We start from the raw sequence: 19728 nt of genomic DNA, 5'->3' as shown, positions 1-19728 counted from the left end.
ATCCGGCAGCCCGGTTTTTACCCGATTACCAAAAACCGTATTCCCTCAAACCCGGATAAAGATTTTCTTTTTGAACATCCAGTATAATATCAGCCAGAAAATCAGCAGGGCCGCCCCACCGCTCGCCAGCGGTTCGTAGGGACCGAACTGCTCGAATACGGTTTGGCCCAGATGCGTTTTGAAGGTGTCCATGATGAAATGATCGATGAGGTGAACCAGGCAGTAAATGGCAATGGAATTCATCCCGATGACCACCAGCGGAAACGCCCAGCCGCGCCACTGTCTTACATCTATTATATAGTAGAAAACCGCCAGCATCCAGAAACACCAGCCTCCGCTGAAAAACACCCAGCCCGGCGTCCAGATTCGTTTGATCGACGGACTGATTTCCGTGAGGGTGAGCAGCCAGCCCGTGGCCAGCCCAACGGCGCCCGCGATCAGCAATCGCTTGACAATTTCCGTGTAGGGTAACTCGCTCCGCAGCCATTTACCGGCCTGTAGGCCCAGGATCATCGTCGCGAGGGTCGGGATAAAACTCAGCGTCGCGTAGCCGCCACCATTGTACAGAAAGGTTTTGGCGCGCGGAAACAGATTCAGAAACCAGGTATCGAAGGCCCAGGCCAGGTTGCTGTTTTTGTTGAAGTGAGCCGCAATGCCAGTTTTATGATACGGCCAGTCGGCAGGAACGCCCACGGCTTCGTAGGAAAAACCGGGTCCGGGCAGCGGATACAGCACAAAAGCCAGCCAATAGCCGACGACAATCGCGCCGAACGCAATCCAGATGGTGCGGACCGACCGAAATCCCAGTAAAAACAGAAACGGATAGCCCAGACCGATCTGGGTTAGGGTGTCTTCAAACGTAAAGTTGGTCTGCTGGCGACCAACCGATCGCAGAAAAATACCGAGCAGAACCAGAATCAGCGACCGGCGAAGGGTTTGCAGGAACATACCGCCGAACGCGGACTCCCGGGCCTGCCGACTGGCGATGGAATAGGGCAGCGCCACGCCGACCAGAAACGAAAAGGAAGGTTGAATTAAATCGTGGAGCGTGCAGCCAAACCATTCGACATGGTCCTGGTGATGCGCCATGAAACGCCAGAAACCGCTTTCGGGCAGGGCTTCCGAAATTCGGCCGTAATGAAGAATTTCGGCGGCCATCAAAAACATAACAAAACCGCGGTACGCGTCCATCGACATCAGTCGACCCGCGCGAAACTCAGGGAGTACAGTAGCCAAGGTGGGTTCAGGATTAGGAATCGTGCAAGAAAAGCAATTTTTCCGATTTTCCGTACGTGCCGACCGCTACAGTCGCTGGTCGTTCGGGCAAAAATAGGTTGTCCGCCCGCCGACTTCCGATTTAGCGATCCGGGTTCCGCAGCGCGGGCAGAATTTATGCGCTTCGAGGTCGTCGTAGGGCGAATTGTCCCACTCCCGGACGTGAATGAGAAAACCGGGCGGGAAATCCCGGTACTGGGCTTCGTGCCGGATGGCGGTTGTTAGCACCCGTTGAATGGCGTCGTGTAAGCGTCGGATTTCGTCGTCGGTCAGCTGTTCGGTTCGCTTTTCGGGATGAACCTGCGCCTGAAAAAGAACTTCATCAACAATCCAGTTTCCCAACCCGGCTACGGTGCTTTGATCCATCAGAACCGGTTTGATCAGGGCTTTTTTCCGACGGATTTGGCCCGTTAGCTCAGAAAATGCAATCGTCAGACCGTCCTGACCGATCTTTTTCCGTTTCAAATAAGTATCTATGTCGCTGATTAGACCAATCCGCTCGAATTTTCGCGGGCAGATGAACCCCAGATTGAACCCGCCTTGAAAGTGAAAAACGATCCGGGCGTATTTGGGCCGGTCGAGCGAGGAATGATAATATTCCAGATCGCCGGTCATACCGAAATGCATGTGCAGAATAACCGGTTCACCGGTTTGATCAGGTCCCTCGGTCAGCACGAACAGGTTTTTGCCAACCCGGCGCGTCCCGGTAAACCAGCGGCCGACGAGTGTTTCCTGCAAGATAAAAAAAGGCGTGTTCAATAATTTGGTATCCTCCACCTCAATAGCTTCGATTGGTTGAAGCAGAGAGGATGTTTCGAGGTAAGAGCGATAAATTTCAACTTCGGGTAATTCAGGCATACGTTAATAGGTCGGGAACATTTTAGGTCACTTTTGACGTTTTGTATAACATTTAGAATGGTAATCTGGTTAGATTCAACAGACTATTTGGGAATGAAAGCGGTTTTATTCAAAATACGGGTTTCAATAAAATTTGTTTCGGTGATACACTAACTTGACAAAAACGCCCGTTATGGATACAATGCATTCGATTTCGAGCAAGTATATAGAGATTGTGATTTAACCCTAACCTGATTGAATGACAATTATTTACCTATTTTTTGTTTAATTCTGTCTAATTAATTCAAACCGCACAAAGTAGTTATGGAAAACAATAAGCCAAAAGCCAACGGCGCGCTCGTAGCGGCCTTAGTTATCATGACCATTCTGGCAGGTGTGTCCAGTTATCTATTGTACGAACAAAAAGAGGTGGGTAAAAATCAGGAAGCAACGATTGCAACCCGCGTAGAAGAATTAGCAACGACCCGGACCCGATTGGATTCAATCTCGACGGCACTGGATGCAAAAATTGCCGAAGTGAAAAAACTGGGTGGTGACATTACGGATCTGGAGCGCGTGAAAGCCGATCTGGAGCGTGACAAAGCCGCACTGCGGAAAGGTCAGCGTGTTTCAATTGCCAAATACGAAACCAAAATCAAGCAGTATGAAGCGTATCTGATCGAAAAAGATACCTTGATTGCTCAGCTGCGTTCCGAAAATCAGGTATTGGTTACAAACAACCAAAGCCTGACCGATGCGAACACAACGCTGCAAACGGAAAAACAAACGTTGCAGGATTCGGTGACGACCTATAACGCAGCCAACCGGGATTTGACGGACAAAGTGACCCGCGCTGCGGCTTTGAAAGCCCAGAATGTTCGGGTATTCGCCCTGAATTCGCGGGGCAAACAACGCGACGCCACCGAAGATATGGTGAAATCAAAACGTGTTGATAAGCTGAAAGTGGTTTACATGCTGCCCGAAAATCCGCTGACGAAGCAGGAAGAAAAAGAAGTGTATGTTCGGGTGCTTGATCCTTCGGGGGCTGTCGTTTCGGATATGGCCAACGGTTCCGGAACTTTCCAGGTTAACGGCGAAGAGCAGGTCTATACGGTAAAACAAACCGTTCCGTTCACCAACAACAATCAGAACGTCGAACTGACTTACAACCGGGGTACTGTTCCTTACAAACCGGGTAAATATACCATTGAGTTTTACTCAGAAGGTTTCCGGATCGGTGAAGGTTCGTTTGCCATCAAGTAAGTACGCATAACACACCAGCACAAAAGGCGCGGTACCCAACGGTACCGCGCCTTTTGTTTTTGCCAATAAAGTTATTTAGACTTCGCTGGAAATGAATCTTACGTGAAAACCGGGTCGTTGGCGTCAAAAATCCCAACCTACCTCTTCAGGAAAACCGTATCCAGTGAAAGCGGAGACTTCTTAGGAAATCAGTGATTGCTGGATCAGGTTCCACTTCTGAAGTATGGTTTTCGTTTGCTGCCGGCTGACGGCAAATTGGCGGCCGGTAACCAGTTCAATGAGGGGAAGCGGGAAATGAGGGAGTTCGGCGGGGTGAAACCGGTAGATCAGTGCCGGATTGATCAGGTAGCAGTCATTGATCCGCCAGAATCCGGGTAGTTGTTTTTCCCAGCGTGTCATGGCTCCGGCAACGGACACACACTGTTGCGTATGGTTGTCAAAAAAAACGATCCAGGTCTCTTTTTCTTCATTGTATAGATAAAGTATATCTAACAACTCGAGCTGGTCTTTAAAACGGGGGTCATTGATAGACAGCATAATTCATGATTCGGACAGAGAAATCGACTACCTTCGACATTAGCTGCGTAAAGCTAACTGTTCGTTTATTTATTCTTTATGCGTTACTCAATTGCTCGTAAATAATTTCCCAGCGACGACGCGAAACCGGCAACACGGTTCCGTCGATCAGGTGGATAAGGCCCGCCCCGGTTTTTAGGCGCTCCAGCCGTTCGACGTATTCACAATTCACAATACTGTTCCGATGGACGCGGACGAACCGGTCGGCGGGCAGCACTTCAGCCAGTTGTTTCAGGGTCTTGGGCATAATGATTGAAGGCCGGTTTCGCCAATGCAGCCAGGTATAATTACCATCGCCCTGTAAGCAGATCAGATCTGAAGCTTCAAAGAAATATTGGCGAGCCCCCCGAAAATACAATTGTAAAACAGAACCAGACGCTACCAGACGCGAAGAAGGAGAGACAGGAATTAACATACACTAAATTTCTGGCTAAAGGGTGCAAATACAGTCGGTTATAAATTAATTGCGCAAATATACCATGATCGTAATTTCATGCTTGTAAATGGCTATTAACGACCGATATTGGTACCTGAACGGCTAATTTTGGTAATGGAAGAAAAAGAATGGAAATAGGATATATGAAACTTTTTATATCTCTAATATTCTGGTAATTTACCGATCTAAACGGTGATAGCATGGATAAGAATCAAATCCAGATTTTAGTTATCGAGGATGAGGCTGTTCTGGCTATGGATCTATCCGATACCCTTGAAGAAGAAGGGTATTATGTTATCGGAATTGCCAATAATGGCCGAAAAGCGCTGGAATTCTTTAAAACTCAACGCGTCGATTTAGTAGTTTGTGATATTCAGTTAAAAGGTGATTGGGACGGTATTGAAACCATCGGACAGCTGCAGGCAATACGGTCTGTGCCTGTTATTTATACCACAGCTTTGTCTGATAAAACGACGCTGGATCGTGCCAAGCATACATTGCCTTCTGCTTATTTAACAAAACCGGTCCACACCAGCAACCTGCGGATTGCAATCGAATTAGCGCTGCATAATTTCGCTCATAAACAGGATTCGGCACCTCAGGAAGAAGTGGTGGAACTGAATACCATTTTAGAGAAAGATTCACCTTCGAGAGAAACGATTCTACGAATTGATAATCTTATTTTCATCAAGCATAATTACCAGTTTGTTAAAATTTTGCTGGAAGATATTCTGGTTTTGGAAGCCGATGGTGCGTATACAACCATCGTTACGAATGATCGCAAATACGCCATCCGGCTAACGATTAGCACCTTGCTGGAACGGTTGAGCGAAATCCAACTGGCCCGCGTGCACCGCTCGTATGCGGTTCACATAAAAAAAGTAGAAGGATTCTCCGACCGGGAAATTGTCGTTGGCAAACACGTTATTCCACTGGGCCGCCAATATAAGCAGGCCTTTATACAACAGTTTCAAATTTGGTAATCCCGAATTAGCTTTTCGACTTGACGTTATTTATGAGATGGTTTTTGGTTTTTTGGGCGAGTTTTGCTTGTCTACCATTCGCTTACGCCCAGTTGCCGTCTGCGTATGATAAGCTAAAGGCCACACTGACTGCAAAGCCTGATACGGCCCGGATTGTTGCTTACCAGGACTTTGCCGACGACATGATGCGGAAAGGGCGGGTTGGTGATGCTCAAACTGCGCTTAATGAAGCCCTCTCAGTAGCCAGAAAACTAAAAGACAAGCGTCAGATCAGCCGGGTCTATCTATCAATGGGGCAGCTGGAAACGACTCAGGGAAATTTCGCGCAGGCGTTGAATCAATTTCAACAATCCCTCGATTTGTTAAAAGACTCGCCGAATCTAAATCAAAAAATCCTGATTCTACTCCGCATTGGGCAAACGTATTTTCTGGCCAGCGATCTGAAGCAGGCCGAGCGCTACTACCAGCAGGCGTTGCAACTCGCCAGCCAGCACAAGCGGGCGGTTCTAATGGCCGATGCTTATTCCGAACTGGCTAATCTGGAAGACTCCCGTCAGAATCCGCAGAAAGCGCTGAAATACAATGCCCAGGCAATCGCTATTTACGAGGCCAACGGAGAGGATACCTGGTCCTCCCTTTTCAACCGGGCAATTGAATTTAAGAATGCCGGTCAATTTGCGCAGTCAGAACAGATTTTTCGGCAGTGTCTTCAACACGCCGAAGAACAGAAGGACGAATATCTGAAGGGGTATGTTTACGTAAACCTCCCCAATACCCTGCTGGGGCTTAACCGCCCGGACGAAGCCGAAAAATACGCGCGACTGGCGTTAAAATGGAGTGAAACCGGCCCGGAGCGCCTAAAAATCCGGGAGGAAGTTTTTGATATTCTAACCCGCGTCTACGAAAAACGGGGACAGGACCGGCAGGCGCTAACTTATTTTCGCCAGAAAGCGATGTATCGCGACAGCGTACTGAATGCTGAAAAATCCCGCCAGTTGATCATGGCTGAAAGCCGCTATCAGGCCCGGGAAAAAGAAGCGCAAATCCAGAAGCTGGACGAAGAAAATGGGCAAAAAGCGCAGCAGTTAGGGTGGTTGAGCGGGGGCCTGGTTATTTTAATTGGTTTACTGGGTCTCCTGTTCTGGCAATACCGAATCATCCGTCGTACCAATGCCCGGCTGGTGGAGAATCACAGCATCATTTCCGAAAGCCATCAGAAAATTACGGAGCAATCGGAACAATTGAAAACACTGCTGCGGGAGCTGAATCACCGGGTTAAAAATAATCTCGCTATCGTTTCCAGCTTACTCCGTCTGCAATCGAAACGACTGGAAGACGATGGCGCCGTACAGGCCGTTCGTGACGGTCAGCAGCGGGTGGAAGCGATGGCTTTGATTCACCAGCGGCTTTACCTGACCGACAATGTCTCGACGATCAACATCAAGGAGTACATTACCGATTTATTCGAGAGTCTGTTGCTGGCATATGGCTATGATCCAGCCTCTTTTGACCGGGAATTAGTAATTGAGCAGGACGAGCTTGATGTCGATTTATCGGTTTTACTGGGGCTTATTCTGAACGAAATTTTAACGAATGCCTTCAAATACGCGTATCAGCACGTTCAGCGGCCCTTTTTGCGGATACGGCTTCTGGCCGAAGAATCCAGCGAACCCAATCTCGCCCGGCCCCAGTTGACCCTTGAAGTTCAGGACAACGGGGCCGGTTTGGACCTCCGGCGCTGGGAGCGCCCTGGCAATTCGTTTGGCAAGCGATTAATTACATCATTAAGCGAACAAGCCGGCGGTCAACTGGAAGTTACCAACCGCAACGGGACGTATTACCGGCTGACCATTCCGCCCTTGTATCTCCGGTCAGAAGCGGCCTGAACCCTGCTTTCCCGCAAAACCGGGTCTTAAGGATTAAAAAGAATACAAAAAACCAATGGCTAATCCCTGGCTATACTGAATGGCATCGTCCTGGTCTTTGTCGTACAAGATGATGCCAGTTAGATTGACATTCACGTACTTATTGATTTTCGCGGTGAGGGATACATCGAGACGGTGATCGATGGCATTCAGCGTTTCATAATTGGCGAAAAGCTGATAACGCGCCTTCAGATTCAGATTTTGAGCAATATTGCGGTCGAAGTTCGCGATCAATTGAAAGGCAAATTCATTCCGGACGGTTTTGCCGGGAGCGACACCATACCGTGCAGGCTCCCCTATGGTGATGGAATCGTCCGTTACAAACGTCTGCCGCAGGGTGGCCAGCCCGAATTGTAAGTTAAAATACGTAACCGGTTTGTATTCCAGCCCGACTGATTCCGTCAGGTAACCGGGTGATAAAAAATTTGAAATCAGTACGTACCGCTCTCCCCCACTAGCCAATTCTTCGTACCGGTAGCCTGGTGCAAACTGCGACAGGAAGTTAAGGTTACCAAAGGCCAGCCATGCTTTGCTCAACCGGTGCCCCGCTTTCGTGTCCAGAAAAATACGGTCCACGTTCTTACGCGAATCCTGACCCTGATTTTTTACGATACCGTATTGCAGTTGAACTTCGCTGGTCCAGTTAAAACGTCGCTGCATGTAATCTGATTTAGCGTTGAAAAAAGCGCCTAATGCGACGGAATTAACACCCCCACCTTTCCAGTTGCTGCTGAAAGAACCCTGATTCAGGTTGAGCCCAAACTGCGCTGAGCGTTTCCAGTAGGTTGTATCGAGCGGAATAACTTTGATTGAATCAAGATTAGTCGGTTTCTGGGCCCGTACGAGTGTACTCCAGCCAATCAGAAAAGTTAGCAGAATGGAAATTTTCATGGAAAGTACGGTGGTTAAGGATTCGTTGGAAGCCGTTAGTCGAAAATTTCTATGTGATGCGACTGAAGACTTTGTAAGGGGATGATAGTGGTGGTATCGCCGGTCCGTAGCGTCAGGGACGTAGTATCAATTCGGACAATGGCTCCTTTTGTATCTCCAATCCGGACCGTTTGCCCTTCGTAAAACCGGTTTTTGCTGTAAAACGATGACAGAATATTCGCCATCACATCACGGGACGCAATACCGTAGCCAATCGCAAAGGCAAAAATGATGCCTCCAATAAGCAAGTTAAAACTGGATTCCAGCAGTTCAGTGTTGATCCCGGCCTGACCGAGCGCACTGATCAGGGTAATGATCAGAAAAAAGAAAAACACAATCATTCCCAGCAACCTCCCGGAAGCGATATTGAACGACTGACACAGCGTAACCACCGCCCCTTTCAATGCATCTGCGATCAGCACCCCCACCTGTAGCATAATAGCTGCGGCAATCAAGCGGGGAATAAAGTCAACCAGCGACTTCACCATAGCCGTAATGGCTGATACGCCGAGCGTTTCGGTCGCGGCCATTAGAAAAATCAGCAACACGAAGTAATACAGAACCTTAGCAACGATGTCGCTCAGCTTTATTTCCGTCTTGAGCCGTTTGATAAAGTCGATTTCGGTCAGCCGATCCCCAATCCGGTTGAGCCCGATTCGTTCCAGAAGTTTTGAAACCAGCACTGCCAGGGCTTTTGCCACGCCGAATCCGACCGCGAGAATGAAAGCCGCCCCAATGATACGAGGAACAAAATCAATAAACTGGTTGATCAGGGTGGTAAAGGTGTTACCCAGTATATCGACGAAAGCCGGAATCCGATCCATAGCAAGGTTTACTTTATTACGGTTTTGAAGATGGAGGTTCTAGAGTTGAAAGCAGGATTGATACGACTCCCAAAAAATCATCAACGTAAACCGCCACCACGGATAGGGAATTGCGAATGAGATCAATTTCCGACACTAATTCTGCTTTGACATTGGGCGGACAGGTATCCGGCAATTCAATTTCTTTAAAAATAGAATAAAGCGACTCCATTGAGCTTTGGGAGCAGATGTACAGGCAAACTCATTTGGTAAACTTCGTCCAGGCAATAAATTTGGCCACCAGCAGGGTTACGAAAATGAGCGTTTCCAGATACCGTTTCTTCAACTTTTCCTTGGCGCGTTTGAGCCGCATCTTAACGGCGCTTTCACTCAGGTTGTGAATGTCAGCAATCTCTTTGATACTCACCTCGTCCTGGTATTTCATCAACAGCAGGCTTTGTTCTTCCATCGTCAGGTAACTCAGGGCCGACTTCAACCGCTGTCCTTCCATTTCCATCGGGTCTTCATCGTGACTCTCATCCAGCCAATCCATTTCTTCATCCACCGGAACTTCAATTTTTTTCCGGTTGGTGCGTAACTGATCTGTGCAGTAGTTATACGTGATCGAAAAGAGCCAGGTCGAGAAACGGGATTGTTCTTTAAAACTGCTCAGACGCACCATTAACCGCAGAAAAATGTCGTGCGTATAATCCTCCGCCTTGGCAGAATCTTTTGTAAACATCAGACATTTCCGATAGACCTTGTCACTGTAACGGCTGTATAGAAGTTCAAAATAACGGTTACTTTGCTTATCGACATAAAGACGCACAAGCTCTTCGTCTGTCAACCGCTTTACCTCTAATGATGCAATCATCCTAAAAACGCTTAAAATTTTAAAGTAACATCCAAGCTCTGGCTTATTGATAAAAGCACACTACTTGTTACTATAGAGCGCCATAAATATGTTGGATGTACAAATAAAACTAAAATGCATTATATGTCAAGAGGACGAATCATAAAAAAAAGCCCGGTTAACTAAACCGGGCTTTCTAAGTAACTAAAGCTTTAATAAACGTAACTTGTTGTTAACCAATAGCAACGCGTTTAAAAGCAGAAATGCTTAGTCCTTTGCTGGTTTTGTCCAGCAGTTGAGCGATCGTGAGCGATGAATCCTTCACGAACTCCTGGTTCAGCAGCGTATTGTCTTTGTAAAACTTCTGCAATTTGCCCAGGGCGATTTTTTCCAGCATGGCTTCCGGTTTCCCTTCCGCGCGCGCCTGATCTTTACCAATTTCAATTTCACGCTCTACAATAGTGGCATCCACGCCGTCTTTGTCAATGGCAACCGGTTTCATGGCGGCAATTTGCATGGCAATGTCTTTACCAACTTCGGTCACTTCGCTGCCATTCAGGTTATTCAGGCCAACCAGCACGCCCAGTTTTCCATTAGAGTGATTGTAAGCAACCACTTGTTCTGCCGTTACCACTTCGTAAGCCGTTACGTCCAGTTTCTCACCGAGTTTTCCAACCAGTTCCGTGATATGCTCCTGCAATGACCGGCCATCGCCCTGCGGCAACGCCAGCAGTTCTTCTTTCGTAGCGGGTTTTGCCGAGACCGCGTTATCCAGCAGCGCCATCGCCAGATTCTGGAAATCAACCACTTTGGAAACCGGTTCGGTTTCGCACGCAAAGCCTACAACCCGGCCGGTTTTTCCATCCGGACTCACATGCGTCAGGACAATGCCTTCAGAGGTTGTGTTATCAGCCCGTTTGCTGGCAATTTTCTGACCTTGTTTCCGCAGAATATCTTTTGCTTTTTCAAAATCTCCGTCGGCTTCGGTAAGCGCTTTTTTACAATCCATCATTCCGGCGCCTGTTTCCTGCCGGAGTCTGTTAACGTCTTGTGCGGTAATAGCCATTGTTTGTTTATTAATTATCTGTTAGCAAATTCTTAACTATATGTTAACCTATTGGAGTCTCCCGAAACGGAATAGCCCATAGCGAGGCTATGGGCTATCCGATCCGTATAATTCTGGCAACATGGGGTTGCTCTTCGATAGTCTTAGTCCTCCTGTTCGTTCGTCTCTTCAGCAACAACCGGGCTCACTTCTTCCGTTTCTGCGGATGTTTCGCCTTCGGCCTGTGCTGCTTTCACGTCTTCGGCCCGTTTTGCTTCTTCCTCTTCCTGCAGACGCTGATCGTCTTTATCCTGCTTGCGCTCCAGCAGCCCTTCTTCGATCGCCTTACCAATCGCCAGCGTAATCAAACGAATGGATTTGTAGGCATCATCATTGGCCGGGATTGGATAATCCACCTCATCCGGATTGGAGTTGGTATCGCACATGGCGAAAACCGGAATGCCCAGCCGTTTTGCTTCGGCAACGGCAATATGCTCGCGTTTTACATCCACGATAAACAAAGCCGCCGGCAGACGAGTCAGGTCAGCGATACCGCCCAACACCCGCTCCAGTTTCTCTTTCTCCCGGGATACGGTCAAACGTTCCCGTTTTGCCAGACTTTTGTACGTAGTTTCGTCCTTCATCATTTTTTCGATGCCCTGCATCTTCTTCAATGATTTCCGGATTGTTGCGAAGTTGGTCAGCATTCCACCCAGCCAGCGATCCGTTACGAACGGCATCTTCAGCCGACGCGCTTCTTCCGTAACGATTTCCTGGGCTTGTTTTTTGGTGGCCACGAACATGACTTTGCGCCCTGAGCGCACGATGCCTTTCATCGCAGCGGCTGCTTCGTCGATCGACGCCAGCGTTTTGTTCAGGTCAATGATATGGATACCGTTTTTCTCCATGAAGATATACGGTGCCATACGGGGATCCCATTTCCGGGTAAGGTGGCCAAAATGCACACCGGCATCCAGAAGGTCTTTGTACTCTACTTGTGCCATTTTACAATGTGAAATAAGAAAATGAAATAATGAATACGCAGCACCGCACGTCGGCATCAGGCAAGTGCGATCTGGACAATGGATCAGTTAAGATCTAACATTTAATGCCTACCGAATATTCCCTGATTGTGGGTACCTTCGGTAAACGGTAAATCTTAACCAATAAAAAATTAACGTTTCGAGAACTGGAACCGGCGACGGGCTTTCGCACGACCGTATTTCTTCCGTTCTACCATGCGCGAATCGCGAGTCAGGAAACCTTCTTTTTTCAAAGCGGGCCGGAACTCAGGATTGATTTCGCACAACGCCCGGGCAATTCCCATACGGGTGGCCTCAGCCTGACCGGAAATCCCACCACCGCGAACGTTTACTTTTACGTCGTAACCTTCGGGTGCATTGATGGTTGCCAGCGGCTGTTTCAGAACGATTTGCAGAACCTCCGTAGGAAAATAATCTTTGTAATCCCGGCCGTTGATAAGGATGCTGCCGGTACCGATCGCCAGATACACGCGCGACACGGCGGTTTTCCGGCGACCTAATGCGTTGATTCGTTCCATTTGTTAAGACATCAGACGAAAGACAAGAGAGAAGAGACTAACGAACCGTATTCTTTTATCTCTTGACTACTGTCTATTCTCTATTATTAATAATCCAGTTTAATTTCTTTCGGTTGCTGCGATGCGTGCGGGTGCTGATCACCAGCGTAGACATACAGGTTGGTAAACAACCGGCTGCCCAGGCGGTTTTTCGGCAACATCCCTTTGATGGCGTGTTCCAGAATAAAAGCCGGGTTTTTCGCCATCATCTCGCGGGGTGTCCGAAACCGCTGACCTCCCGGGTAGCCCGTGTGACGGACGTACACCTTATCGGTCATTTTTTTACCGGTCAGTTTAATTTTCTCGGCATTGATGATGATGACATTGTCACCACAATCAGCATTCGGCGTAAAGTTGGTCTTGTTCTTGCCACGGATGATTTTTGCCGCCTGGCTTGCCAACCGACCTAACACCTGATTCTCCGCGTCAATGACCACCCAGTCTTTCTGCGCCGTCGCTTTGTTGGCCGAAATGGTCTTGTAGCTTAACGTATCCACTTGTTTATGGGAGATTAAATATTGATAGACAATTACTTGCGCTATACACAAAAACTCCCGTCCAAAAACGGGAGTGCAAATATAGAGTCTATATTTCTGAATTACAATAGAATGTTGAGAAAAAGGAGGAAAGGGCGAAGCAGAAAAGAAGGAAGGGTGAGAGATGTTAGCGGAGTTTCAAAGTCACCAGGCAAATAACGGCCAAAATGATTCCGACAATCCAAAACCGGGTTACAATTTTGGCTTCGTGGTAGCCTCTCTTCTGAAAATGGTGGTGTAATGGTGACATCAGAAAAATTCGCCGGCCCTCGCCGTAGCGTCGCTTGGTGAACCGGAAGTAACTGACCTGCATAATGACCGACACCAGCTCAACCAGAAAAATACCGCACATGATCGGAATCAGGAGTTCTTTCCGGGTCGCAAGCGCCAGTACGGCAATAATGCTGCCCAGCATCAAACTCCCCGTATCGCCCATAAACACCTGCGCCGGGTAGGAATTGTACCATAAAAAACCGACACACGCCCCCACAAAGGCCGCGCAGAAAATCACCATCTCGCCCGAATTCGGGATGTACATGATGTTCAGGTATTGCGAAAACGGTTTGTTATTCGACAAATACGCGAACACGCCCAGCGTTAACCCGATAATTACGGAGGTTCCGGCCGCCAGCCCGTCAATACCGTCGGTAATATTCGCTCCGTTGGAAACCGCCGTTACGATGAAAATCACGATCGCAACGTACAGGATCCAGGTGTATTCGTCCGGAATGAAATCCGGAATCAAGGCATTGTAATTGAAGTCGTTATTCTTCAAAAAAGGCACGGTGGTCGACATGGATTTGATATCCTGAAACGCCCCATTTTCGACCTGTCCAATCGACGTGTTGATCAATCCCGGTTGGTAGACCCGGATTTTTACGTGCTCATTGAAATACAGGGTCAGGCCAACAATCAACCCCAGTCCAACCTGCCCGACAACCTTGAATTTTCCCTGTAAACCCTCTTTGTTCTTCTTGAACACCTTGATATAATCGTCCAGAAAACCGATCAGGCCGGTCCAGATCGTCGAAACCAGCAGCAGGACAATGTAAACATTGGTCAATTTGGCAAACAGAAGCGTCGGAAACACCAGCGACGCCAGGATGATAAAACCGCCCATCGTCGGCGTTCCGCGTTTCTGCATCTGCCCTTCCAGTCCCAGATCCCGTATTTCCTCGCCGATTTGCAGATTTCGGAGCATGTCGATGATTTGCCGCCCGTAAACAGCCGCAATCATCAGCGACAGCGTAATGGCCGCGCCCGCCCGAAACGATAAGTATTGAAAAACCCCGGCGCCGGGAAAATCGAACTGCTGATCGAGGTAGGTAAACAGGTAATAAAGCATAGAATCTGAAGGGTTGAATGGGTAAATGGTTTCAATGATTACACGGCTTTAGGGGTTAAATGGCAATTTACGCGCGGCAGCCATTTAACCACTAAAACCGTTCAACCATCAAAGCCATCCAATCATGAGTGTTGAAAGGCTTCCCGGAGAACCTGGCGATCGTCGAAATCATATTTAATTCCGTTGATTTCCTGATAGGTTTCGTGGCCTTTACCAGCAATTAAAACGACATCGCCGGGGCGGGCCAGCGTTACCGCCCGCTGAATGGCCTCGCGCCGGTCCACCAGGGTCTGCGTTTTCTTGAAATGAAGGGGCGGCACCCCGGCCTGCATCTGCTCCAGAATCGCCATCGGGTCTTCGTTGCGCGGGTTGTCGGACGTCAGAATGACCCGGTCGCTGTATTTACAGGCAATTTCGGCCATGATGGGGCGCTTGGCCGCATCCCGGTTTCCGCCACAACCCACCACCGTAATGACCTGCTCGTTGCCCTGCCGCAAACCAGCAATCGTTTCCAGTACGTTCTGCAGGGCATCCGGCGTATGAGCATAATCGACAATGCCCACAATCTTGTTTTCCGAAATCACCATCTCAAACCGCCCCGGCGGACTCGCCAGGTTCGATAATTGCGTCAGGATTTCCTCGGGGTCTTCACCCAGCAAAACCGCAGTGCCGTACACCGCCAGCAGGTTATACGCATTGAACCGGCCCGTCAGTTTGAACCAGACCTCCCGGCCATCCATGTCCATCTGCATTCCCAGCAAGCCTTCCGACAAAATCCGTCCTTTGAACGAGCCCAGCGTTTGCAGCGAATAGCTTTCTTTCCGGGCGGCCGTATTTTGCAGCATCACCAGCCCCCGCTTGTCGTCCAGGTTCGTCAGCGCAAAAGCCGACGCGGGCAACTGGTCAAAAAAGCTTTTTTTGGCTTTGATGTAGTTATCGAACGTGCCGTGAAAATCGAGGTGATCGTGCGTTATGTTGGTAAAAATACCCCCGGCAAACTGCAAACCGCTCACCCGGTGCTGCACCAGCGCGTGCGAGCTGACTTCCATAAAGCAATACGTACACCCGCGCTGCACCATCTGGTCGAGCAGCTCGTTGAGCGCAATGGTGTCGGGTGTGGTGTGCGTCGCCGGAATCACCGTTTCATCAATCTGGTTCTGAACCGTCGAGAGCAGACCCGTCCGGTAGCCGCGTTGCCGGAACAAACGAAACAGCAACGTAGCCGTCGAGGTCTTACCGTTCGTACCCGTTACGCCCACCAGCTTCAGTTTTCTGGAAGGCTGATCGTAAAAATTAGCCGCTATCAGCCCCAGCGCAGAACTGCTGTCGGGCACCTGCACATACGTAACGTGCTCAAGCCGGTTTTCGGGCAATTCCTCACACAACACAACGGCAGCGCCCCCTTCAACGGCTTTGTCGATAAACCGGTGGCCATCGGTCTGCGTCCCCCGAATGGCTCCAAATAAAACCCCCGGCCCCGCCTGGCGGGAATCCATCGTCAATTTTTCCACGTCGACACTCATGTTACCGGACGTCGACAGCAGCGGCACTTTATACAATAGCGTGGTTAACTGCATAATAAAGCTGGAAGGCCGGTCGCACAGACCTTATCTTCCGGATTGATTTTTCTTGTTTAAGGCAACCACCAGCGTATCCGGGCGGGCGCTTTGCCGCAGCGTCAACGTGATTTTGCGCGGCCGGGGCAGCGGATCACCCGGCGGCACCGATTGGTCGATCACTTTGCCGTAGCCTTCGAACCGCACCCGGAAACCCCGGTTTTCGAGCAGGTGCAGGGCATCGCGCAGGGTCATGCCGCGCAGGTCGGGAACCTTATTCTGGTCCGTCTGGCTCACCCACTGAATCCCCGCCCCCTTCGGTTCGGCTTTTACCCAGCCGTCGGGGCTGGACTGGGTATTCATGTTCAATTCCGTACTGATGGTCCGGATATCGTCGGAAAAACCGGCTTTGATGCCCGTACCCGACTGGCGGGGCGGTTTTGACGCTACGGCGACGGGGCGGTGCATCTGAATATCGTAGGCGTAAATCCGGTCGGCAATTTCCCGGAACACCGGGGCTGACACACTTCCGCCGTACAGCAGGTCGATGTTGGCCCCGTGGGGCGTGTCAACCACCACGGCGATGCTGTAGCGGGGTTTTTCGGCCGGAAAATACCCGATAAACGACGTATAATACTTGCCCACCTGATACCGACCGTTGATCAGCTTCTGGGCCGTACCGGTTTTTCCGGCAAACCGGTAATGCGGGCTCTGGCTCTTTTTGGCCGTGCCGCGTTCCACCACCCCCTCGAGCATCTTTTTCACCTGCCGAATGGTGGTCTGGCTGCAAAGCGGTTCCTGCGAAACATACGGTTCGTATTCTTTGACGACCTCGTTGGCGCGCCGAACCTGCTTGACGAGCATCGGCTGAACCCATTTTCCGTCGTTGGCGATGGCATTGTAAAACGTCAGCATCTGCAGGGGCGTCAGTTTCAGTTCGTAGCCAATCCCCATCGAATTGAGCGACAGCTTGCTCCAGCCGGGCGATTGCGGATTGGGCACGATGGGCTTCGTCTCGCCGTTGAGTTTCAACCCGATCGGTTTATCCAGCTTGAACCGGCGCATGTAGCGGCAATAGGTCTCCGGGCGGTTGTAAAAATTATACATCAGCATGTGAATGCCGACGTTCGACGATTTTTCAAACACCTGCTGGACGGTAATGCTGCCGTGCCCGCCCCGTTTGGCGTCGGAGATCCGGCGACCGTGGTAGCTGACCACGCCCCCGCCCGTATGCACCATCTGATCGGGCCGTACGGCCTTTTCTTCCAGCAACGCAATCATCGTGGGCAGCTTAAAAGTCGAACCGGGGTCGGTGCCGCCGGCCAGCGCGTGGTTAAAATTTTCGACGTACTTGCCTTTTCTCAGGGTCAGGTTTGCCATCGCCCGCACTTCCCCGGTTTCTACTTCCATGACAATCAGACAGCCCTGCTCGGCCTGGTATTTTTCCAGTCCGTGCAGCAGGGCGGTTTCGGCCATGTCCTGAAAATTAACGTCGATGGTGGTGTAAATATCCATGCCCGGCTCCGGTTTGATGTCCGAACCGTCTTCAACCGGCATACGGACGCCCCCCGATAGTTCTTCCACCAGCCCAACGCCGTCTTTGCCCGCCAGCTCCTTCTGAAAGCTGTTTTCCAGTCCGACAAAGCCTTTCGAAGTTTCCGGATTCAGGTAGCCGACCGTCCGCAAAGCCATGCGTCCGTAGGGATGGTAACGCTGGTAAACCGGATCAAACTTTCCGCCCCCCAGTCCGCTTTTCTGCCGATCGCGCCGGAAAAAAGGCCATTTCTGCATCGCCAGCCGCTCCTGAAACGTAATTTTCTTGCGGCTCAGCAACACGTATTTGCGCCCGCTTTCCCGGGCTTTCTGAATCATGTACGTGTACTCATTCCGCGACCGGTCGCCAAATTTCTGGGACAGCAGCAGACCCAGCGAATCAATTTTTTTCTCGAATGAATCTTTTTTAGCCACGCGCGGGTCGATGCCGACGTAATAATAAGGCAGCGAGGTCGCCAGCGGATCTTCGTTGCGCGAAAAAATATTGCCGCGCGTCGCCCGCAGTGTATCCCGTTTGATGTGGTACTGCGTGATGCGGTCTTTCCACATATTACCGCTCTGATCCGGAAGAAACTGCACTTTCGCCAGTTGCACAATGATGGCGATGGCAAACAGGCAGATCGCTACCGAAGCCAGGGTTGCCCGGCGCAAAATATCCTTTTTGACGTTCATGGCTTTGTTTCTTCGGCTTTAATGACGATTTTCAAAGGTGGGGTGATGGGCTCCGTCAGGCCCGTGGCCAGCACCTGCTTGCTGATTTCGGATTGTTTGCCGCTCTTCTTGAAGTCGGCCTGAAAGGTCGTGTATTTCGCCCGCTTCTCGTCAACGTCGGCTTTCACCCGCTGAATGTTGCGCACCAGCCGCTCGGCGTTGTGGTTGAAACCGATGTACAGAATCAGCAAAAACGAAATCCACATGATGCGGTCGAAGTGCTTGATCGGCCAGGCGTTGTCTTCCCCAAAAAGCCGGTCGAACCCGATGGTCTGGTTTAGGTAATTCAAAAGCCGGTTTTCGCGTTTTTTCTTCACGATCGGTTGTTTTGGCGGTGTTTTGTAGGTGTTCTGTGCCATATCGTTGGAAAGCCTTGTGTCGTTCTACCGTTTCTCGGCAATGCGGAGTTTGGCGCTGCGGGCGCGCGGGTTCCGGTCCACTTCTTCCGCCGGGGCTTCGATCGGTTTTCGCGTGATCGACTGAAGCGGTTTCAGTTCATTGCCGTATAAATCCTTTTCAATGTCCCCCCGGAAATTTCCCGATTTAATGAAGTTTTTCACCAGCCGGTCCTCCAGCGAATGGTAGGCCATCACCACCAGCCGCCCGCCCGGCGCCAGCACCTCCGGAACCTGCGTCAGAAATTCTTCCAAGGTAACCAGTTCCTGATTGACCTCAATGCGCAGCGCCTGAAAAACCTGGGCAAAATACTTGTATTCTTTCCCCCGGGGCGCATACCGCTGCAAGACGGTTTTTAAGTCATTGACGGTTTCCAGCGGCCGGTTGACGCGGCTGGAAACAACGACGCTCGCCAGCGTTTTGGCGTTGATCACCTCGCCGTACATCCCGAAGATTTTGTGCAGCTGATCTTCCGGGTATTCGTTAATCACTTTCCGGGCCGTCAGCTCGCCCGACTGGCTCATGCGCATGTCCAGATCAGCGTCGAACCGGGTTGAAAAACCGCGTTCGGGCGTGTCGATCTGGTGCGACGAAATGCCCAGATCGGCCAGAATACCGTCCACCTGCTCAATTTTATAAAGCCGCAGATACCGTTTCAGATGCCGGAAATTGGCCGCTACGAACGTCAGCCGCGGATCGTCGATGGCATCGGCGTTGGCCCGGGCGTCGGGGTCCTGATCAAACACAATGAGTCGTCCTTCTGAATCCGGGCCCGGCGGCAGTTGCCGCAAAATTTCGCGCGAATGGCCCCCGCCCCCAAACGTCACGTCAACGTACGTACCGCCGGGTTTCAGGTTGAGGCCGGTGACGCAGGCCTGCAACAAAACCGGTTCGTGGTAATTGGTTACTGTCATGGTATCAGCCAAGGCCTTATGAATCAGAAGTGTGCAAAAAAGGCAGAAGATTTTCGGGCTTTTCGGACCGAATTCCAATTTCCCGCCTGTTTCAAAATCCTTTTCGGAACTAAAACAAAATCTTCGTCCGTTACAAACTTAACAAAACCGCCCCTATTTCTACCCCCACAAAAACCGGATCTCCTATTTT

The 19728-nt window shown here is 50.2% G+C and carries 20 protein-coding genes; 3 read left to right on the top strand and 17 right to left on the bottom strand.

The genetic code is table 11. The annotated features are described in order from the left end of the window. Nucleotides 1-45 precede the first annotated feature (45 nt). Together ACYVHX_RS20660 and ACYVHX_RS20655 are read right to left on the bottom strand one after the other, a co-directional pair. Complete coding sequence (locus tag ACYVHX_RS20660) at nucleotides 46-1236, bottom strand: acyltransferase family protein (protein ID WP_460673587.1); 1191 nt, start codon at nucleotides 1234-1236, stop codon at nucleotides 46-48. Nucleotides 1237-1302: 66 nt separating this feature from the next. After that, complete coding sequence (locus tag ACYVHX_RS20655; protein WP_460673586.1) at nucleotides 1303-2133, bottom strand: Fpg/Nei family DNA glycosylase; 831 nt, start codon at nucleotides 2131-2133, stop codon at nucleotides 1303-1305. Between the two features lie 303 nt (nucleotides 2134-2436). Here ACYVHX_RS20655 and ACYVHX_RS20650 point away from each other — a divergent pair, with 303 nt between their 5' ends. Beyond that, complete coding sequence (locus ACYVHX_RS20650) at nucleotides 2437-3375, top strand: hypothetical protein (RefSeq protein WP_460673585.1); 939 nt, start codon at nucleotides 2437-2439, stop codon at nucleotides 3373-3375. A 180-nt stretch (nucleotides 3376-3555) separates the two neighbouring features. Here the strand turns inward: ACYVHX_RS20650 and ACYVHX_RS20645 are convergent, their stop codons facing one another. Beyond that, nucleotides 3556-3912: a LytTR family transcriptional regulator DNA-binding domain-containing protein gene (locus ACYVHX_RS20645; RefSeq protein ID WP_460673584.1), complete on the bottom strand. Its 357-nt coding sequence runs from the start codon at nucleotides 3910-3912 to the stop codon at nucleotides 3556-3558. A gap of 76 nt (nucleotides 3913-3988) precedes the next feature. Beyond that, the gene (locus tag ACYVHX_RS20640) at nucleotides 3989-4366 is read right to left on the bottom strand and encodes a LytTR family DNA-binding domain-containing protein (protein ID WP_460673583.1); all 378 of its coding nucleotides are present in this window, start codon (nucleotides 4364-4366) and stop codon (nucleotides 3989-3991) included. Nucleotides 4367-4587: 221 nt separating this feature from the next. On the opposite strand from ACYVHX_RS20640, the gene ACYVHX_RS20635 reads away from it, so the two are divergent. After that, entirely contained in the window at nucleotides 4588-5370 is a 783-nt protein-coding gene (locus ACYVHX_RS20635) for a response regulator (protein WP_460673582.1), read from the top strand. Nucleotides 5371-5462: 92 nt separating this feature from the next. Beyond that, the gene (locus tag ACYVHX_RS20630) at nucleotides 5463-7256 is read left to right on the top strand and encodes a histidine kinase dimerization/phosphoacceptor domain -containing protein (RefSeq protein WP_460673581.1); all 1794 of its coding nucleotides are present in this window, start codon (nucleotides 5463-5465) and stop codon (nucleotides 7254-7256) included. 33 nt (nucleotides 7257-7289) lie between these two features. Here ACYVHX_RS20630 and ACYVHX_RS20625 read toward each other — a convergent pair whose 3' ends face one another. The 13 genes from ACYVHX_RS20625 to rsmH form a co-directional block, all read right to left on the bottom strand. Then, complete coding sequence (locus ACYVHX_RS20625; protein WP_460673580.1) at nucleotides 7290-8186, bottom strand: DUF3078 domain-containing protein; 897 nt, start codon at nucleotides 8184-8186, stop codon at nucleotides 7290-7292. A gap of 35 nt (nucleotides 8187-8221) precedes the next feature. Then, entirely contained in the window at nucleotides 8222-9049 is an 828-nt protein-coding gene (locus ACYVHX_RS20620) for a mechanosensitive ion channel family protein (protein ID WP_460673579.1), read from the bottom strand. Nucleotides 9050-9065: 16 nt separating this feature from the next. After that, nucleotides 9066-9260 (bottom strand): hypothetical protein, encoded by a 195-nt coding sequence (locus tag ACYVHX_RS20615; RefSeq protein ID WP_460673578.1) that lies wholly within the window; start codon nucleotides 9258-9260, stop codon nucleotides 9066-9068. A gap of 30 nt (nucleotides 9261-9290) precedes the next feature. Next, nucleotides 9291-9902: an RNA polymerase sigma factor gene (locus ACYVHX_RS20610; protein WP_460673577.1), complete on the bottom strand. Its 612-nt coding sequence runs from the start codon at nucleotides 9900-9902 to the stop codon at nucleotides 9291-9293. A gap of 211 nt (nucleotides 9903-10113) precedes the next feature. Then, on the bottom strand, nucleotides 10114-10947 hold the full coding sequence (gene tsf / locus ACYVHX_RS20605; RefSeq protein ID WP_460673576.1) for a translation elongation factor Ts: 834 nt from the start codon (nucleotides 10945-10947) through the stop codon (nucleotides 10114-10116). Nucleotides 10948-11090: 143 nt separating this feature from the next. Then, a complete protein-coding gene (rpsB, locus tag ACYVHX_RS20600) occupies nucleotides 11091-11930 on the bottom strand; it encodes a 30S ribosomal protein S2 (RefSeq protein WP_460673575.1) in 840 nt (279 codons plus the stop codon). A 170-nt stretch (nucleotides 11931-12100) separates the two neighbouring features. After that, complete coding sequence (gene rpsI / locus ACYVHX_RS20595) at nucleotides 12101-12487, bottom strand: 30S ribosomal protein S9 (protein WP_460673574.1); 387 nt, start codon at nucleotides 12485-12487, stop codon at nucleotides 12101-12103. Nucleotides 12488-12573: 86 nt separating this feature from the next. Then, on the bottom strand, nucleotides 12574-13023 hold the full coding sequence (rplM, locus tag ACYVHX_RS20590) for a 50S ribosomal protein L13 (RefSeq protein ID WP_460673573.1): 450 nt from the start codon (nucleotides 13021-13023) through the stop codon (nucleotides 12574-12576). Between the two features lie 166 nt (nucleotides 13024-13189). Further along, the gene (gene mraY, locus ACYVHX_RS20585) at nucleotides 13190-14407 is read right to left on the bottom strand and encodes a phospho-N-acetylmuramoyl-pentapeptide-transferase (RefSeq protein ID WP_460673572.1); all 1218 of its coding nucleotides are present in this window, start codon (nucleotides 14405-14407) and stop codon (nucleotides 13190-13192) included. Nucleotides 14408-14529: 122 nt separating this feature from the next. Then, nucleotides 14530-15984 (bottom strand): UDP-N-acetylmuramoyl-L-alanyl-D-glutamate--2,6-diaminopimelate ligase, encoded by a 1455-nt coding sequence (locus tag ACYVHX_RS20580; protein ID WP_460673571.1) that lies wholly within the window; start codon nucleotides 15982-15984, stop codon nucleotides 14530-14532. A 30-nt stretch (nucleotides 15985-16014) separates the two neighbouring features. Further along, nucleotides 16015-18189 carry a penicillin-binding protein gene (locus tag ACYVHX_RS20575; protein ID WP_460673570.1) on the bottom strand — a complete coding sequence of 725 codons (2175 nt, stop codon included), beginning with the start codon at nucleotides 18187-18189 and terminating at the stop codon, nucleotides 16015-16017. Beyond that, nucleotides 18186-18587: an FtsL-like putative cell division protein gene (locus tag ACYVHX_RS20570; RefSeq protein ID WP_460673569.1), complete on the bottom strand. Its 402-nt coding sequence runs from the start codon at nucleotides 18585-18587 to the stop codon at nucleotides 18186-18188. The genes ACYVHX_RS20575 and ACYVHX_RS20570 overlap by 4 nt, the downstream gene beginning before the upstream one ends. Before the next feature lie 24 nt (nucleotides 18588-18611). After that, entirely contained in the window at nucleotides 18612-19538 is a 927-nt protein-coding gene (gene rsmH / locus ACYVHX_RS20565; RefSeq protein ID WP_460673568.1) for a 16S rRNA (cytosine(1402)-N(4))-methyltransferase RsmH, read from the bottom strand. Between the last annotated feature and the right edge of the window lie 190 nt (nucleotides 19539-19728).

The organism is Larkinella ripae (assembly GCF_054780775.1).
Note: the sequence above shows the minus strand (reverse complement) of the source record. Positions and strands in the feature narration are given on the sequence as shown.

What these genes read in the sequence shown, in the direction of transcription:
- ACYVHX_RS20655 (WP_460673586.1), bottom strand. Translation starts at nt 2,133, where the DNA reads ATGCCTGAATTACCCGAAGTTGAAATTTATCGCTCTTACCTCGAAACA.
- ACYVHX_RS20650 (WP_460673585.1), top strand. Translation starts at nt 2,437, where the DNA reads ATGGAAAACAATAAGCCAAAAGCCAACGGCGCGCTCGTAGCGGCCTTA.
- ACYVHX_RS20645 (WP_460673584.1), bottom strand. Translation starts at nt 3,912, where the DNA reads ATGCTGTCTATCAATGACCCCCGTTTTAAAGACCAGCTCGAGTTGTTA.
- ACYVHX_RS20640 (WP_460673583.1), bottom strand. Translation starts at nt 4,366, where the DNA reads ATGTTAATTCCTGTCTCTCCTTCTTCGCGTCTGGTAGCGTCTGGTTCT.
- ACYVHX_RS20635 (WP_460673582.1), top strand. Translation starts at nt 4,588, where the DNA reads ATGGATAAGAATCAAATCCAGATTTTAGTTATCGAGGATGAGGCTGTT.
- ACYVHX_RS20625 (WP_460673580.1), bottom strand. Translation starts at nt 8,186, where the DNA reads ATGAAAATTTCCATTCTGCTAACTTTTCTGATTGGCTGGAGTACACTC.
- ACYVHX_RS20620 (WP_460673579.1), bottom strand. Translation starts at nt 9,049, where the DNA reads ATGGATCGGATTCCGGCTTTCGTCGATATACTGGGTAACACCTTTACC.
- ACYVHX_RS20615 (WP_460673578.1), bottom strand. Translation starts at nt 9,260, where the DNA reads ATGGAGTCGCTTTATTCTATTTTTAAAGAAATTGAATTGCCGGATACC.
- ACYVHX_RS20610 (WP_460673577.1), bottom strand. Translation starts at nt 9,902, where the DNA reads ATGATTGCATCATTAGAGGTAAAGCGGTTGACAGACGAAGAGCTTGTG.
- tsf (WP_460673576.1), bottom strand. Translation starts at nt 10,947, where the DNA reads ATGGCTATTACCGCACAAGACGTTAACAGACTCCGGCAGGAAACAGGC.
- rpsB (WP_460673575.1), bottom strand. Translation starts at nt 11,930, where the DNA reads ATGGCACAAGTAGAGTACAAAGACCTTCTGGATGCCGGTGTGCATTTT.
- rpsI (WP_460673574.1), bottom strand. Translation starts at nt 12,487, where the DNA reads ATGGAACGAATCAACGCATTAGGTCGCCGGAAAACCGCCGTGTCGCGC.
- mraY (WP_460673572.1), bottom strand. Translation starts at nt 14,407, where the DNA reads ATGCTTTATTACCTGTTTACCTACCTCGATCAGCAGTTCGATTTTCCC.
- ACYVHX_RS20580 (WP_460673571.1), bottom strand. Translation starts at nt 15,984, where the DNA reads ATGCAGTTAACCACGCTATTGTATAAAGTGCCGCTGCTGTCGACGTCC.
- ACYVHX_RS20575 (WP_460673570.1), bottom strand. Translation starts at nt 18,189, where the DNA reads ATGAACGTCAAAAAGGATATTTTGCGCCGGGCAACCCTGGCTTCGGTA.
- ACYVHX_RS20570 (WP_460673569.1), bottom strand. Translation starts at nt 18,587, where the DNA reads ATGGCACAGAACACCTACAAAACACCGCCAAAACAACCGATCGTGAAG.
- rsmH (WP_460673568.1), bottom strand. Translation starts at nt 19,538, where the DNA reads ATGACAGTAACCAATTACCACGAACCGGTTTTGTTGCAGGCCTGCGTC.